This is a genomic window from Caballeronia hypogeia (assembly GCF_001544875.2).
Classification (GTDB): domain Bacteria; phylum Pseudomonadota; class Gammaproteobacteria; order Burkholderiales; family Burkholderiaceae; genus Caballeronia; species Caballeronia hypogeia.
In genome coordinates this window covers 58864-72758 of sequence record NZ_FCOA02000029.1, presented here as the reverse complement: position 1 = coordinate 72758, position 13895 = coordinate 58864, and the positions used below count along the sequence as shown (strand labels likewise).

At 59.3% G+C, this 13895-nt stretch carries 12 protein-coding genes; 8 read left to right on the top strand and 4 right to left on the bottom strand.

Annotation, left to right across the window (positions count from 1 at the left end; translation table 11 throughout):
- Positions 1–35 precede the first annotated feature (35 nt).
- From AWB79_RS30265 to AWB79_RS30255, 3 genes are all read left to right on the top strand, one after another.
- Positions 36–350 carry a MocE family 2Fe-2S type ferredoxin gene (locus AWB79_RS30265; protein ID WP_061171121.1) on the top strand — a complete coding sequence of 105 codons (315 nt, stop codon included), beginning with the start codon at positions 36–38 and terminating at the stop codon, positions 348–350.
- A gap of 124 nt (positions 351–474) precedes the next feature.
- A complete protein-coding gene (locus AWB79_RS30260) occupies positions 475–1818 on the top strand; it encodes an ABC transporter substrate-binding protein (protein WP_061171120.1) in 1344 nt (447 codons plus the stop codon).
- A 221-nt stretch (positions 1819–2039) separates the two neighbouring features.
- On the top strand, positions 2040–3077 hold the full coding sequence (locus AWB79_RS30255; protein WP_061171119.1) for a LacI family DNA-binding transcriptional regulator: 1038 nt from the start codon (positions 2040–2042) through the stop codon (positions 3075–3077).
- Positions 3078–3152: 75 nt separating this feature from the next.
- Here AWB79_RS30255 and AWB79_RS30250 read toward each other — a convergent pair whose 3' ends face one another.
- Together AWB79_RS30250 and AWB79_RS30245 are read right to left on the bottom strand one after the other, a co-directional pair.
- Positions 3153–4379 (bottom strand): NAD(P)/FAD-dependent oxidoreductase, encoded by a 1227-nt coding sequence (locus AWB79_RS30250; RefSeq protein WP_061171137.1) that lies wholly within the window; start codon positions 4377–4379, stop codon positions 3153–3155.
- A 207-nt stretch (positions 4380–4586) separates the two neighbouring features.
- The gene (locus AWB79_RS30245; protein ID WP_061171118.1) at positions 4587–5273 is read right to left on the bottom strand and encodes a GntR family transcriptional regulator; all 687 of its coding nucleotides are present in this window, start codon (positions 5271–5273) and stop codon (positions 4587–4589) included.
- 204 nt (positions 5274–5477) lie between these two features.
- On the opposite strand from AWB79_RS30245, the gene AWB79_RS30240 reads away from it, so the two are divergent.
- The 5 genes from AWB79_RS30240 (at position 5478) to AWB79_RS30220 (ending at position 11118) form a co-directional block, all read left to right on the top strand.
- Positions 5478–6815 (top strand): FAD-dependent oxidoreductase, encoded by a 1338-nt coding sequence (locus AWB79_RS30240; RefSeq protein WP_232471063.1) that lies wholly within the window; start codon positions 5478–5480, stop codon positions 6813–6815.
- Positions 6816–6826: 11 nt separating this feature from the next.
- Positions 6827–7564, top strand: coding sequence for an enoyl-CoA hydratase/isomerase family protein (locus tag AWB79_RS30235; RefSeq protein WP_082862511.1), 738 nt, complete (start codon positions 6827–6829; stop codon positions 7562–7564).
- A gap of 2 nt (positions 7565–7566) precedes the next feature.
- Complete coding sequence (locus AWB79_RS30230) at positions 7567–9183, top strand: CoA-transferase (protein WP_061171115.1); 1617 nt, start codon at positions 7567–7569, stop codon at positions 9181–9183.
- Between the two features lie 92 nt (positions 9184–9275).
- The gene (locus AWB79_RS30225; protein ID WP_061171114.1) at positions 9276–10580 is read left to right on the top strand and encodes an MFS transporter; all 1305 of its coding nucleotides are present in this window, start codon (positions 9276–9278) and stop codon (positions 10578–10580) included.
- Between the two features lie 160 nt (positions 10581–10740).
- Positions 10741–11118: an MFS transporter gene (locus tag AWB79_RS30220; RefSeq protein ID WP_061171113.1), complete on the top strand. Its 378-nt coding sequence runs from the start codon at positions 10741–10743 to the stop codon at positions 11116–11118.
- 742 nt (positions 11119–11860) lie between these two features.
- Here the strand turns inward: AWB79_RS30220 and AWB79_RS30215 are convergent.
- The gene (locus AWB79_RS30215) at positions 11861–12961 is read right to left on the bottom strand and encodes a porin (protein WP_061171112.1); all 1101 of its coding nucleotides are present in this window, start codon (positions 12959–12961) and stop codon (positions 11861–11863) included.
- A 55-nt stretch (positions 12962–13016) separates the two neighbouring features.
- Complete coding sequence (locus tag AWB79_RS30210; protein ID WP_061171111.1) at positions 13017–13889, bottom strand: intradiol ring-cleavage dioxygenase; 873 nt, start codon at positions 13887–13889, stop codon at positions 13017–13019.
- Between the last annotated feature and the right edge of the window lie 6 nt (positions 13890–13895).

Genomic DNA, 13895 nt, shown 5'->3' with positions numbered 1-13895 from the left:
AACACCTATTTCTAATTAACTCAACGGAGACAGCCATGACAGCATGGGTAGAAGCGTGTGCAACCGAGGACATCGACGAAGAGGACGTGATCCGCTTCGACCATGGGAGCAGCACCTACGCCATTTATCGAAGCGCCGAGGATGAGTTCTTCGCGACCGCAGGTCTTTGCACACACGAGAAGGTGCATTTGGCCGACGGGTTCGTGATCGACAACATCATCGAGTGCCCGAAGCACAACGGCCGCTTCGACTACACGACGGGCCAAGCCAAAGGCGCGCCCGTGTGCGTCAACTTGAAGACCTTCCCGGTCAAGATTGAGAGCGGGAAAGTCTTCATCGAAGTTGAGTGAAGAACGGCCAGCTCGTAGGTTTCCAGCTTTGTTACGAGCTCACTGAGCCAATCGGCGACGTTGTACGTTGCAGCCCAAGGCCAATGCACGGCCTCCATAATTATTGATTGTTGTAGGAGACAAAATGCGCGCCCCCATCTTTCGAATCTGGTCGCTTTCGAAGCTCAAACCGTTGGCCTTTGCCGCAGCATCGTTCGCGCTCTGTGCTGGAGCCCACGCCGAGACGATTACGATCGGCAGTGTCAACAATCCGGACATGATCGAGTTGCAGAAGCTTTCGCCTGCGTTCGAAAAGGCCAACCCGGACATCAAGCTGAAGTTCGTCTTCCTCGAAGAGAACGTGCTTCGACAACGCGTGACTACAGACATCGCCACAAAGAGTGGCCAGTTTGACGTGATGATGATCGGCACTTATGAGGCGCCGATTTGGGGACAACGCGGGTGGCTCACGCCGATCTCGAATTTGCCGGCTAGCTACGACCTTGAGGACGTGATCAAGACGGTCAGAGACTCTCTTTCGTACAAGGGTACGCTTTACGCCTTGCCCTTCGACGCGGAAAGCTCGATGACGTACTATCGTAAAGATCTGTTCGCGGCAAAGGGGTTGACCATGCCGCCGAACCCGACTTATCAGCAAGTCGCTGACTTCGCGGCGAAGCTCGACGATAAGAAAAATGGCGTCTACGGCATCTGTCTCAGAGGCAAAGCCGGCTGGGGCGAGAACATGGGTTATCTCGGCACGCTCGTGAACAGCTTTGGCGGTCGTTACTTCGACATGCAGTGGCGTCCGGAGATCGACACCCCGGAATGGCACAACGCGATCACCTACTACGTCAACCTGATGACGAAGTATGGTCCTCCGGGAGCCACGTCTAACGGCTTCAATGAGAATCTCACCCTGATGATGAACGGCAAATGCGCCATGTGGGTGGACTCCACGGTCGCCGCCGGCATGCTCTATGACAAAAAGCAGTCGTCCGTGGCGGAAAAACTGGGGTACGCCAATGCTCCGCACGACGTGACGACGAAGGGTTCGCACTGGCTGTGGTCTTGGGCACTTGCGATCCCCGTCAGCTCCAAACAGCAAGACGCAGCGAAGAAGTTCATCACATGGGCGACTTCGAAGGATTACATCAAATTGGCTGCGGCCGACGTAGGCTGGGCGCTGGTACCCCCTGGCACGCGCAAGTCTACGTATGATCAGCCCGACTACCAGAAAGCCGCACCGTTCGCCTCTTTCGTGCTGAACGCTGTCCAAACAGCTGATCCCCTCGATTCGACGCTCAAGAAGGTACCGTACACGGGCACGTTCACGGTCAACATTCCGGAATTTCAGTCCATCGGCACGATCGTCGGGCAGCAGATTTCGGGTGCACTCAGCGGGTCGACTTCGGTTGATCAAGCACTCAAGGCGGGACAGGCAGCCGCACTTCGCCAAGTCGTTGCCGCGGGCTATGTGAAAGATTAATCGAATAGTCTAAAACTATTTTCGGGCGTCGTTCGTGCGACGCCTTTTTCTTTGTGCTCTGCCTTTGTCTGTCATACGGGATGAAGCGCGAAGGTAACTCGATGCCGCGCATAGCTTGCGACGATGCAAGTGTCAGCGCATCGCCGTTGAGCCCGCGGTCAGGCGTCTGCACAGATGTAAGATTCCAGTGAAATAGAGTGGGCAGGACGGCAGGGGGAGCCATGCAAGATGCAAAAGCGAAGAAGACGAGCATGATCGACGTGGCAAGGGCCGCTAATGTGAGCGAGCGAACCGTCGACCGCGTTCTCAATGGACGCGGAGGGGTCTCTCGGGAAAAGGAAGCTCGGGTTTTGGAATACGCCCGCAAGCTGAAGATTGACCGAGCCCTCGGAACCGTCTCCGCCAGATGGCTTCGCGTCGCGATCGTGATGCATCGCCCTGACGCACCCTTCTATGTTCACCTCAAAGAAGGCTTTGATCTGGCCCAGAAGGCATTCGAGGAGCAACGAATCATATGCGGCGTGACGTATTTCGACGGCTTCGGGCCAGAAGAGATCGTCAAGACAGTCCTACGCGCGGCGCAAAGAGCCGACGCGCTTGTGGTCATCGCATACGAGAACCGTGATATCACTGCAGCAGTGAGAGAGGTCAGCCAGAAGCTTCCCGTGGTGACCCTTGCCACCGATCTGCCGGGATCGGGCCGTCTCGCTTATGTTGGGGCGGACAATCGCGCAGCCGGACGCGTGGCAGGCGAGCTCATGGGCCGGTTCATTGGCGAAGCCGGTGGGAATGTGTTGATCGTGACCGGCTTGCACGAGCTTCTTGGACATGAAGAGCGGGAATCCGGCTTTCGCTCGGTTCTCGAGCGAAACTTCCCGGTCTGCACCGTGTTTGACTCGGTAGAAAGTCGGGAGCGCCCCGAGGTAACGGAACGCCTCGTTCGAGACGCGTTTCAGCGCAACCCAAACATTCGCGGCGTGTACAACACTTCAGTGGGAACAGAAGGGATTGCCAACGCACTGCGGGGACTTAAGAAGGCAAAAAAAACGATCATCGTTGGTCACGAGTTCAATGCGATTACCCGTAGCTTGCTCGTCGACGGGTTTGTGCATGCCGTCATCGACGAGAACCCGTTCAACGAAGCAATGCGGTGTGTGGAAATCATCTTGCGCCACTATCACCGTGACACGCCTCGGTCGGTCTATAAACCGCTACCAGTCGCAGTGATGCTACGCGAGAATCTTCCCCCGATTGATTGACTGCAAGCGTGGAGCGGCGTCAAGGAGCATCTGCGTGCTCGCCTGCGCTGCCCCGTTGCACGACCGTGCGTCCCTTTAAAGCAGAGACTTCAGTTTTACCTTTGGATCTTCAAGCGACTCTGACGGAATCGATGCGCGCCGCGAAATGAGAGTCTGCGCGACTCGCACGTCCTTTGCGATGTCTCCGATCTGGCCGACGCCACTCGCCCCGACGAGGACACCATCGTCATCGAGGGCGAAGAAGATGCGACTACGATCGTTGACGACTCGCGTTGCTGTAGCCGTCGCAAGACCGGGAAGGCCAGCGATTTGGATAGTCTGATCATACTGATCTGACCAGAACCAGGGGACCTCCGAGTATGTTTCCTGCCGCCCGAGCATATTGCGGGCGACGATGCGTGCCTGGTCTTCCGCATTCTTCCAGCATTCGAGGCGCATCCGCCGTTTAAAAAGTCGCGCTGGAAACGAGCAGACATCGCCACAAGCATAGATATGTGGGTCGTTCGTGCAGAGTGTGTCGTCGACGGCAATGCCGTCCTTCACGTCGATCCCAGCGGCTTCGGCAAGCTCCTGCCGAGGAATGACGCCGATCCCGACAATGACCGCGTCACACGGCACTTCGGAACCGTCTGCGAGACGGACGGCCGCTGCATCAGCGTTGCCCAATATCTGCTCAATCTGTGCACCGAAGCGAAAGTTGACACCCATTTCCACATGACGATCCACAAGATACTGCGCAACCTCCGATGGCACGGCACGCATGAGTGCCTGCGGAGCCGCTTCGATCACTGTCACGTGGCATCCACGCGCGATCGCGGTCGCCGCGATCTCCATACCGATGAACCCGGCCCCGACGATGACGAGCCGTCGTTCTGGTGCTAGACAGTCGATGATACGCAGCGCATCCCTTGAAGTTCTGAGGTAGTGCACCCTGTTGAGTCTTGCGCCTGGCACGTGAAGCAGACGAGGCCGCGCTCCCGTTGCGATGAGCATCCGGTGATAGGAGATCTGCTCGCCGTTGTGCAGTGTGACTCTGCGTTCGGCGCGGTCAATTGTCGTAACCGTCGCGTTCTTGAGAAGTTGAATGTTGTGCTCAACGTACGCAGAGGGCGGATACAGCAAACAGTCGGCAATCGACTGTTCACCGAGTAGCACGGATTTCGACAGCGGCGGGCGGTCGTAAGGACTGGCATCTTCGTCGCCGATCAATGTGATCGGCCCCTCCCAACCATTATCGCGCAGGGCGAAAGCGGCACGTGCGCCGCTATGACCCGCTCCGACGATCAGCATTCCGGCATCCATCGACTTGCTCCTCTCACTTATCCCGACTGCTCGTAAGTAATTCATGGCAACTAGAGCCAGCAGTGCAGTACAGATGAAAGATAAGTCATTCTGGCGTGCTTCTCATCCACTTATCTGACGGATTTCCGTCAAACCTGGCGCCGAGATAAGGGGTAGGTTCAGGCGAGGGTACCTTTTCAAGACCAAACTACCGAGAGGTCGTGGTCGTCAACGGAAGGTGTCGAACGCTGATCGGGTTAGCGCATCGAGAAACTGCATAAGTTTCTCTCCCGCGTGGACTGCTTCTGCCTGGTCCCCCTTCGCGATGGAACGCAACACTTCAGCATGACGCGCAGCAGCCTCCTCGAACGCTCCCGTTTGTTGAACGTGCACAAACCAAAAACGCCGCGACTGGGCGTGGATGATCTGCATTGTCGTCGTGAGCATGGAATTGTGTGCGGCCGCAACCTCCAACTCGTGAATCGCGCGATTTACTTGGAAATATTCGTGGACGTCTCGATGTTTGGCTGCGCGGATGATGCGGTCCGCGAGCGCCTTCATTTCGCCGCGCTCTTCACTGGTTGCACGTGTACACGCTGACGACACGATCAGTCCTTCGAGCGAGCGCCGTACTTCAAGCAGTTCGAGTTGTTTGCGAACGTCAACGCTCGCGACGAACGTGCCACGTCGCGGATGCGTTTCCACAAAGCCGAAGTGTTTCAGCCGCGCCAACGCTTCGCGCACTGGCGTTCGCCCAACATCGATCTCATTAGCGAGCTGAACCTCGGACACCAGAGATCCAGGCGGAAGCTCCCGCGTCACGATCATCTCTTCCAGTCGCCTGTAGGCGTACTCCACCTTGGGTTCGCTCGTGTCTTGTTCAACGTTCGAGGCTGGCGCGGTCGGCTTCGGCATAACAGCAGGCATGTATGTCAGTTGGATTAGATCGAATATTACACATCGATCGCCCACCTCCGCGTCCGTTCGTCGTTGGTCACGACGCTCAGTGCGAAAGCATGTCCTTTTGCACCCCTCGGGTTTACCTCCGGCCAATCATGGTTGACTCCCTGACCATTCTATCGCTATTCTGAAAAACATCTGCCATGTCAGGAGGACATCATGGGTTTATCAGCGATGGAAAGCCGTCCCACCGATATCGTTTCAACCAACGTTCTAGTGGTCGGCGGCGGTGCAGCAGGCGTTGCAGCGGCCGTGACAGCGCGGCGGCAAGGCAAACGCGTGACGCTACTCGAACGCTATGGTTTTTGCGGCGGCGGCGCGGTTGCCGGACTTTCCGGCACCGTCTGCGGGTTGTATCTGGCAACCGAGCGACCCAGTGCGCGGCCCGAGCAAGTCGTGTACGGATTCACCGACGAGTTCGTGCGGGCGCTCGAATCGCGAGGTGGACTGGCCGCGCCCGTCAAATACGGACGCACCTGGACACGCGTGCACGACCCGCTGATCTGGCGCGATACTGCCGACGCGATGCTGGCCGACGCGGGCGTGCAGGTCATCTACCACTCAGTCGCGACCGCGGTGCTGATGGAGGGCGATGGCGTCGAAGGCGTGCGGGCGTGGACCAAACAAGGCCCGCTCGACATTCACGCCAAGGTGACGATCGACGCGAGCGGCGACGCCGACATCGTCGCGATGAGCGGTCTCGCGAACTTCGTCGGCGACAATGGACGCGTACAGAACCCGACCATGATCTTCCGGCTGCTTGGCGTCGATGTCGAACGCTTCCTCGCGGCGTATGGGGAAGACACGATCATGGGTGAAGAAGTATCGGCGAAACTGCGCGAGGCCAATAGCGCGGGCGCCAATCTTCCGCGCGCGAAGATCTGGCTCTTCCCGACGACGCGCCCCGGGGAACTGCTCTGCAACTGCACGCGCGTGACAGGCGCCGATGGCCGCGAGCTCAATTCGCTCTTGCGCGACGATTTCACCGAAGCCGAAATCGAAGGCCGCAAGCAGGTGCACGCCTATGCGCGCTTCTTCCGCGAAAATCTCGCCGGATGCGAAAACGCCTTCGTGAACGATACAGGTGTGCAGGCTGGCATTCGGCAAAGCCGGCAGGTGACTGGCATATCGCGCCTGATGAACGCCGATGTCGTGGGCGCGCGCAAATTCGACGACGGCATCGCGATCTCACCGTGGCCCATCGAACTGCACTCGGGCGCGAAGCCGAAAGTCGAATGGATTCTCGACGACTACTACACCGTCCCTTACGGCTGCTTCGTTCCGGCGACCGGTTCGGGCCTGCTCGTCGCCGGGCGATGCCTGTCCGCGGAGCATGAAGCGGTCGCATCGGCGCGCGTCACGGCGCAATGCTTCTCGTACGGCCACGCGATCGGACACGCGGCGGCCATCGCCATCAACGAACGACTTGAACCGCGCCAGGTAGACGCGTCGGCCATTCGCCGCGCGCTCGACCTCGACGGCGCCCGACTGAACTGAAGGAGAAAATGATGCAAATCGAAAATATCGGCAATGTTCGACAACTCATTCTCGATCGACCACAGCGGCGCAACGCGCTTGGCACCGAACTGATGAAGCAGCTCGAACAGGAGTTGCATAAGGCCGACCGCGATGCGTCGGTCAAGGCCATCGTACTCTCGGGTGCGGCGCCCGCGTTCTGCGCCGGTAGTGACCTGAAGGAACTCGGCGGGCTTTCCATCGAAGGAATGTGCGAGCACGAGCTCGAAACGGCGCGTATTGCACGCAGCATCGCTGGCGTGTCGAAGCCGGTGATCGCATCGGTCGAGGGCTTCGCACTCGGCGGCGGTTTCATTCTTGCGGTGTCGTGCGATCAGGTCGTCACCGCCGCAAACGCTCGCTGGCATCTGCCGGAGGTGCCGAATGGCTGGCTGCCGCCGTGGGGCCTGCAGGCGCTGATTGCGCGTGTCGGCGCTGTGCGCGCGCGAATGCTCGTCTGGGCCGACGAGGCCATCGACGGCGTCGAAGCTCACCGGCTCGGCGTGGCAGACCGCCTCGCGGAACCCGGCGGCGCGGATCAGCAGGCGATCGCGCTCGCACAGCGGCTCGCCGCGTTGCCACGCGAAGCCGTCGCATCGACCAAACGATTCTTCGAACCGTTCCTCGCGCTTGATGGCGAGCGGATGGATCGCGAAGCAGCGCGTTTCTTCGCCGAGGACTGCAAAGCCGAGGCTGCCCAAAAGACTCTCGCCAAATTCACGGTGAAATGAACATGACCACAAGCAAAGTCACCACGGCAAAACAGGCCGTAGAATCGATCAAAGACGGCCAGACCGTCGCATCCGTCGGCGTGATTGGCTGGGTGGTGCCGGATGCCACGCTCGCAGCCCTCGGCAAGCGCTTTGAGGAGACCGGCGCACCGCGCAATCTCACTTTCTATTTCCCGTGCGGAACGGGCGACGCCGTCGGCATCAAAGGCATGGATCACGTCGCGCGCGAAGGACTGATGAAGCGTATCGTCTCGGGTTCCTACATCAATCCGGTCGATCCGCGCACGGGTCAACGCCCTGCACTGATGCGGCTGATTCAGGAGAATCGCATCGAGGCATACTCGTGGCCCATTGGCGCGTCGATGCACTGGTTGCGCGAAGTCGCACGTAAGAGCCCCGGTTATGTGACCCGTGTCGGCGTGGGAACGTATGCGGACCCGGATCAGGGCGGCGGCAAATTCACTGCCCGCTGCTCCGACGATCTCATTCAAAAGATCAAGCTCAATGGTGAGGAGTGTCTTTTCTATCCGACGTGGCCAATTGATGTCGCAATCATCCGAGCGAGCAGCGCCGACGAATTCGGCAATCTGTCATTCGAGGACGAACCGCTCGTGTCGTCCGGGCTTGCTCTCGCGCTGGCCGCGAAGGCGAGTGGTGGACGCGTGATCGCGCAGGTGCGGCGAATCGTGAAACGCGGAGAGCGCCCAGCGACGCAAGTCCGGCTGCCGGGCATCTTCGTCGACTCGATCGTCGTCGATGCCGACATGATGATGACCACAGACACGCCCTACGATCGCAACTACCTCGTTGCGGCGGGCGACCAACACGTGCTTCCGTCGATCCCGTTCGGGCCGGACAAGGTGATCGCTCGGCGTGCAGCGCTCGAAGTGAGAAAACGCGAACTCGGTATCTTCGGCTTCGGCGCGGCGGCGGACGTGCCGCTCATCATGGCAGAGCAAGGGTTGATCGATCCGCAAACGGGCTCAGAAGACTACTGGTTCACTACCGAGCATGGTTCGTACGGCGGCATCGTGATGAACGGGTGGCAATTCTCGGCCAACCTACATCCAAGCGCGCTGCTTGACGGCCTTCAGCAATTCGATGTCATCGACGGCGGCTTGTGCGAGTTCGCTGCGCTCGCCTTCGCCGAATACGATTCGCATGGCAGCGTGAACGTCAGCAAGTTCGGCAAGGCCAATCCGGGCGCGGGCGGCTTCACCGATATCGCGGTCAATGCAAAGCGACTTGTATTCACCGGCAGTTTCACGACCGGCGGCCTCGACGTGGATTATTCCGGCGGCCGCATGACGATTCGCAAGGAAGGCAAGGTCAGCAAGTTCGTACGCGACGCTCAGAGCATCACGTACTCGGTGCAAAACGGTGTCGCGCGCGGACAGACGGCTTTGATCGTCACCGAGCGAGCCGTATTCGAAGCGAGCCCCGAGGGACTCGTGTTGCGCGAGGTCGCGCCCGGCATCGACGTGAAGCGCGACGTGCTCGATCAGATGGCGTTTGCGCCCGCGCGCATTCTCGATCCGCTGCCGTTGATGGAGGCATCGCTCTTCGATCCCGCGACGACATCGCGCGTCGAAAGCGCGGATGCAGCCCTCGTGTCCTGAACGGACTTTCCCGCCGCGCGCTGGCGCGGCGGATAGCGGTTCGTCACCGACTCGGACAACGCCATCATTCATATGTAACGTAGGAGACGCTCATGCAGCTCAAATCCTTGCGCTGGTTCATCGTATTCATGCTGTTCCTCGCCGGCGCAATCAGTTATCTCGATCGGGCCGCGCTGTCCGTCGCCGCGCCGCTCATAGCGAAAGATTTGCACCTCACGCCGGCTGAACTTGGAATCGTCTTCAGCGTGTTTTTCATCGGCTATTCGCTGTTCTGCTTCGTCGGCGGCTACGCGGCGGACAAGTTCGGCGCGAAGCGCGTGCTCGTCGCGAGCATGAGTCTCTGGTCCGTGTTCTGTGGCTTGACGGCGGGCGTCGTCGGCATGGCCTCGTTAATCGTGGTACGGGTGATTTTTGGTGCTGGAGAAGGCCCCTACGCGACCTGCACCAACAAAATGATCAGCGGCTGGTTTGAGCGCAGCAAACAGGCGACTGCGGTCGGTTACGCCAATGCAGGACAGCAGTTCGGAGGCGCGATCGCGGGACCGATCGTCGGCATGTTGGCACTGAGTGTTGGATGGCGTGTGTCGTTCATCGTCATCGCGGCACTGGGACTGGCGTGGGTCGTTCTATGGGCACTGTTCGTTACCGATGACCCGAAGAAAAGCCGCTGGCTCGACAAAAAAGAGTCGATTGCCGTTGGAACCAGCGATTCGTCGTTGGCACCGACGACTCCGGATGACGGTCGTCCGCTGGGCGCATGGTTGCGCAGCCCGTCGATTCTCGCAACGGCATTCGCATTCTTTGGCTACGCGTACATTCTCTATTTCTTCCTGTCCTGGTTTCCGAGCTATCTGACGATGGAACGTCATCTCAGCCTTCAGTCCATGAGCTTCGTCAACGTGATTCCGTGGGCGTGCGGAGCAGTCGGCATCGCGCTGGGTGGGGTGACATCGGATTTGATTTATCGCGCGACTGGCAAAGCGGTGCTCTCGCGCAAGATCGTCATCGTGACAAGCTTGCTTATTTCGGCCGTGTGCGTCGCACTGGCAGGCAGCGTTGCGACGCTCACACTCGCGGTGACGCTCATGGCCGTGACTGTGTTTTTCATGAATCTGACACTGGGTGCCTATTGGGGCATTATTCTTGACACGATTCCGCAAACACGGATGGGCGCTGTTGGCGGCTTCATGCATTTGATCGCTAACACAGCTGGCATTCTCGCGCCGGCCGCGACCGGGTTTCTGGTCCAAGCAACGTCGGTCTTCGCCAGTGCATTCATGCTTAGCGGCGGCATCGCACTGTTTGGGGCTCTCGCGGTTGCGATATTCGTACGAGCTCCGGGAGGCGGTGCGACACAAACATTGGTGCCAGAAGCAGCAGCATCCGCTCGATACTAAGCAGAATACGGTTTTCTGACTCGTGAGCACGAGGATTGAAGAATGTGTGTGGACCGCGACCTGCGCGTCTTGCCCACCTTACTCAGCGTTTTCCTTCTAACCTACTAACTAAGCTGCCTGATACGAAGGCAGTGGTGCCGCGGTCGTAAGCCGGATCACGATGGCGTCCGCAATTGGGCAGAATTTCGGCTTCGTCGTGTTAGGGTTCATCGCCGAGCGCGTTGGGCGGCGTGTGGCGATCTCGGTGATGATCGGGCTCCGCGCACTGTCGTCCAGCAATATCGCGCTCGCAGCTGCGTGTTCTTTCGCGAGCTGCTTCTTCCTGATCGGCTCGTCAGGCGTCCGGGGCGCAGTGCTCATCGAACACCTGCCGCGCGAGGTGCGCGCGTCGGGTGTCGGTCTTCTGTACAACTTCGGCGTGTTCGGCGACGGCATAGCGCCCTTCATTGTGCCTTCGACCATGCATTCCTTCCATTTCCCGATGCCCGACGCATCTATCCGCTTCACCATTGTTGCGGCAGTGCCGGCATGCTCGTGATCCGGTTCGTACGCAAAACGAAAGGTCTTCGTCTTGACGAGATAGATCGTGAATCAACGACGAACATAGTCGAATAGACAGCGCGCTCGTCGTCACAGAACTGGCCGCACCGCCCTGGATCCTAAGAAGCGCATGCAAAGCTAGAAACGCTCAAATCGGATATACAATGTTTCATGTGAGCCTTCGGCACTGGGCCATTCTCATGGCCGACGGCATCATCATTGGTGTGTGGGAGATCAATCATGCTACCAATCCCATGTCCGCAATCGTCGCTACGGGCCGCAGTTGCCGTCAGTGTGCAAATCCTCTGCGCCTGCGCGGCCGCCACAGTGTGTATCACCGCGTCGGCTCGAGCGATAAGTGTTACGTCCGCAACATACGGCGCAAATTGCGGCGCCCCCCGAGGAAATGCGACGTTTGACCTTCGAGGTCAATGCAATGGCCTCACGGACTGTCCTTACGTCGCGGGCAAGCGGGTGGCTCCTCAACCCTCCGCGTGTAAGGCCGACTTGGAAGCCGAATGGAAATGCGCCGAGAACGAGGTGCACGTGGCAACGGTGAGACACGTGGGGTCCGATAGTACCTTGGCGATTTCATGCGTCGAGCAGAACGGTCCGGGACATTAAAGCGCGGACGCTCATCGCTGGACCTCGTTGCTTCGTGAGGGTCAGTTGGGCAGGCGCGTCGCCCGTCCGGCGACCGCAGACGGTCGCCGAGCCTAGACTAATCGCCCATCAAAACTTTAAAACAGATGTGCGACGCCGACACGCGCGATGGCCTGGTTTGGACTCGATGATGCCGCGTTCTGGCCGTACAGGCCGTTGATCCACGCAACCGCGGGCGCACTACCATTCCCAGCGTGCTGGTACGCTCCCTCGAGATACACATTAGTCCGCTTTGAGAGCCGGTAGCTCAAGGTGGCCGTCACTTGCTGCGTGAGAATCCGATCGAGCGTCGCGTTACCTTTCTCCAACTGGTAATCCGCTCCGAACGACAAGAAAGGCGTGAAATTATAGAGCGCCCCCACCTGCCCAGCGTACACGCGCGCTCCGTTGAAGGTGTTCCACGTCTCGGTGAACAGCACATTCAGCAATGCCTGGCCAAGCGCATAACGCCCGCCGACACCCCAATTGCGGATGCCGTCGTCGCCGTTGTTGATCTGCGCGTATTTAACGTCGGTGTAGGCCGCGCCGAGATACAACGGACCAGCTTGATAGTTGGCGCCGACGCTGACCGAACGGTTCTTCCCAAAGCTCCCTGCTACAGCGCCGAACCCGTACATGGCGCCGAACGTAAAGCCGCCCATGGAATCGCTGACGAACTTAACCGAGGACGGAACCCGAGCCGACCCCGCCACACGATCGAAGTCGGAAGCGCCGGTCGGGTTATTCGGAATGCCGAGGCCCGAGTACGGGCCTGACCTGAAGTTGTAATACCCCCCGAAGGTCATCGACGCGTCCGCTTTGAGCAACTCCTCCCACATGAAGTCGTACTGGTTGCCGAACGTGAGTTGCCCGATACCGTCCTTCGCGAACCCCACGTAGGCTGCACGTCCGAAGAGCGCGTTCGGATCGCCCACGGTCTGCCCGTTGGCGAGATTAAACTGGTTTTCGAGCTTGAAGACGGCTCGGGCACCACCACCGAGATCCTCCACACCACGAAATCCAAGGATGTTCGGATAATAAATCCCCTGATCCAGAATTGCGTTGCTGTGGCCGCCTTGGTTGCTGACCCAGGTGACGCCCGCATCCATCAGCCCATACACGGTCACAGTGCTTTGCGCGTGCGCCGTGCCGAGCGACATCGCTGCCGCCACACTTCCCGTTACATGTCTCCATTTCATTTTGTATTCCTTATTATGCCTGCGAACACCCGACAATCTCCTGCCGTACAACAGATCACTCGCGCGGTCGGGTCCTCGGCGCGAGGATGAATTCGCGCCTCATGGCGGGCACCGAGGTCTCAACCACGGCACCGTAAGGCGTTTTTCCCGGTGAAACCTCGATGACCGGCTCGATCAGCGAATCCTTCACCCCGAATACGACATCGGAATCCAGGTAATCACTGGAGGCCAGGAACAAATGCGTGACAAGCGTCTCGCAGCCTTCCGCAGCGATCATGAAATGCACGTGCGCTGGTCGATAAGGATGGCGTCCCTGCAGGCCCAGCATCTCTCCCACAGGGCCGTCGTCAGGAATCGGATACGCAGCTGGCAGCGTGCCCCAAAGCCAGAAGTTGCCTTGAGCATCGGTTTTGACTCGTCCACGACCGCTATAAGCCGTGGGGCTTTTCTGTACGTCGTAGTAGCCATCGGCGTCTGCGTGCCAAATGTCGACGATTGCGCCGCTGATTGGGCTGCCCGCGGTATCCAGCACGCGACCTTCGATCAACATCGTCGGGCCATCTTCTTGCTTGCCGATCGTGGCTCCGGCAGATACCTCGGGCGCGTCCGCGACATAGAACGGTCCCAACACCGTGGTTTCCGTCGCGCCCCCTGGAAACTCGTGGTTGATCGCATCGACCAGCATCGACACGCCGAGGGCGTCCGAAAGCAGAATGAACTCCTGCCTCGTATCAGAGCAGACCTGTCCAGTGCGCGTGAGAAACGCGATCGCCTGTTGCCACTCGTCCTGGGTCGGGCGCACCTCGCGGACGAACGCGTGCAGGTGGCGAACCAGCGCACCGCTGATTTCCTTGACGCGAGACGACCGGCTTGCGTCAAGGCGCGCGAGAACGGCTTCGGTGATGTTGTGTTCGTTGAAGTTGCGCATGATGAG

Excerpts from the sequence above, each read along its gene's own strand:
- AWB79_RS30215 (WP_061171112.1), bottom strand. The coding sequence starts at position 12,961 with ATGAAATGGAGACATGTAACGGGAAGTGTGGCGGCAGCGATGTCGCTC.
- AWB79_RS30255 (WP_061171119.1), top strand. The coding sequence starts at position 2,040 with ATGCAAGATGCAAAAGCGAAGAAGACGAGCATGATCGACGTGGCAAGG.
- AWB79_RS30220 (WP_061171113.1), top strand. The coding sequence starts at position 10,741 with ATGGCGTCCGCAATTGGGCAGAATTTCGGCTTCGTCGTGTTAGGGTTC.
- AWB79_RS30240 (WP_232471063.1), top strand. The coding sequence starts at position 5,478 with ATGGGTTTATCAGCGATGGAAAGCCGTCCCACCGATATCGTTTCAACC.
- AWB79_RS30235 (WP_082862511.1), top strand. The coding sequence starts at position 6,827 with ATGCAAATCGAAAATATCGGCAATGTTCGACAACTCATTCTCGATCGA.
- AWB79_RS30245 (WP_061171118.1), bottom strand. The coding sequence starts at position 5,273 with ATGCCGAAGCCGACCGCGCCAGCCTCGAACGTTGAACAAGACACGAGC.
- AWB79_RS30210 (WP_061171111.1), bottom strand. The coding sequence starts at position 13,889 with ATGCGCAACTTCAACGAACACAACATCACCGAAGCCGTTCTCGCGCGC.
- AWB79_RS30265 (WP_061171121.1), top strand. The coding sequence starts at position 36 with ATGACAGCATGGGTAGAAGCGTGTGCAACCGAGGACATCGACGAAGAG.
- AWB79_RS30230 (WP_061171115.1), top strand. The coding sequence starts at position 7,567 with ATGACCACAAGCAAAGTCACCACGGCAAAACAGGCCGTAGAATCGATC.
- AWB79_RS30225 (WP_061171114.1), top strand. The coding sequence starts at position 9,276 with ATGCAGCTCAAATCCTTGCGCTGGTTCATCGTATTCATGCTGTTCCTC.
- AWB79_RS30260 (WP_061171120.1), top strand. The coding sequence starts at position 475 with ATGCGCGCCCCCATCTTTCGAATCTGGTCGCTTTCGAAGCTCAAACCG.
- AWB79_RS30250 (WP_061171137.1), bottom strand. The coding sequence starts at position 4,379 with ATGGATGCCGGAATGCTGATCGTCGGAGCGGGTCATAGCGGCGCACGT.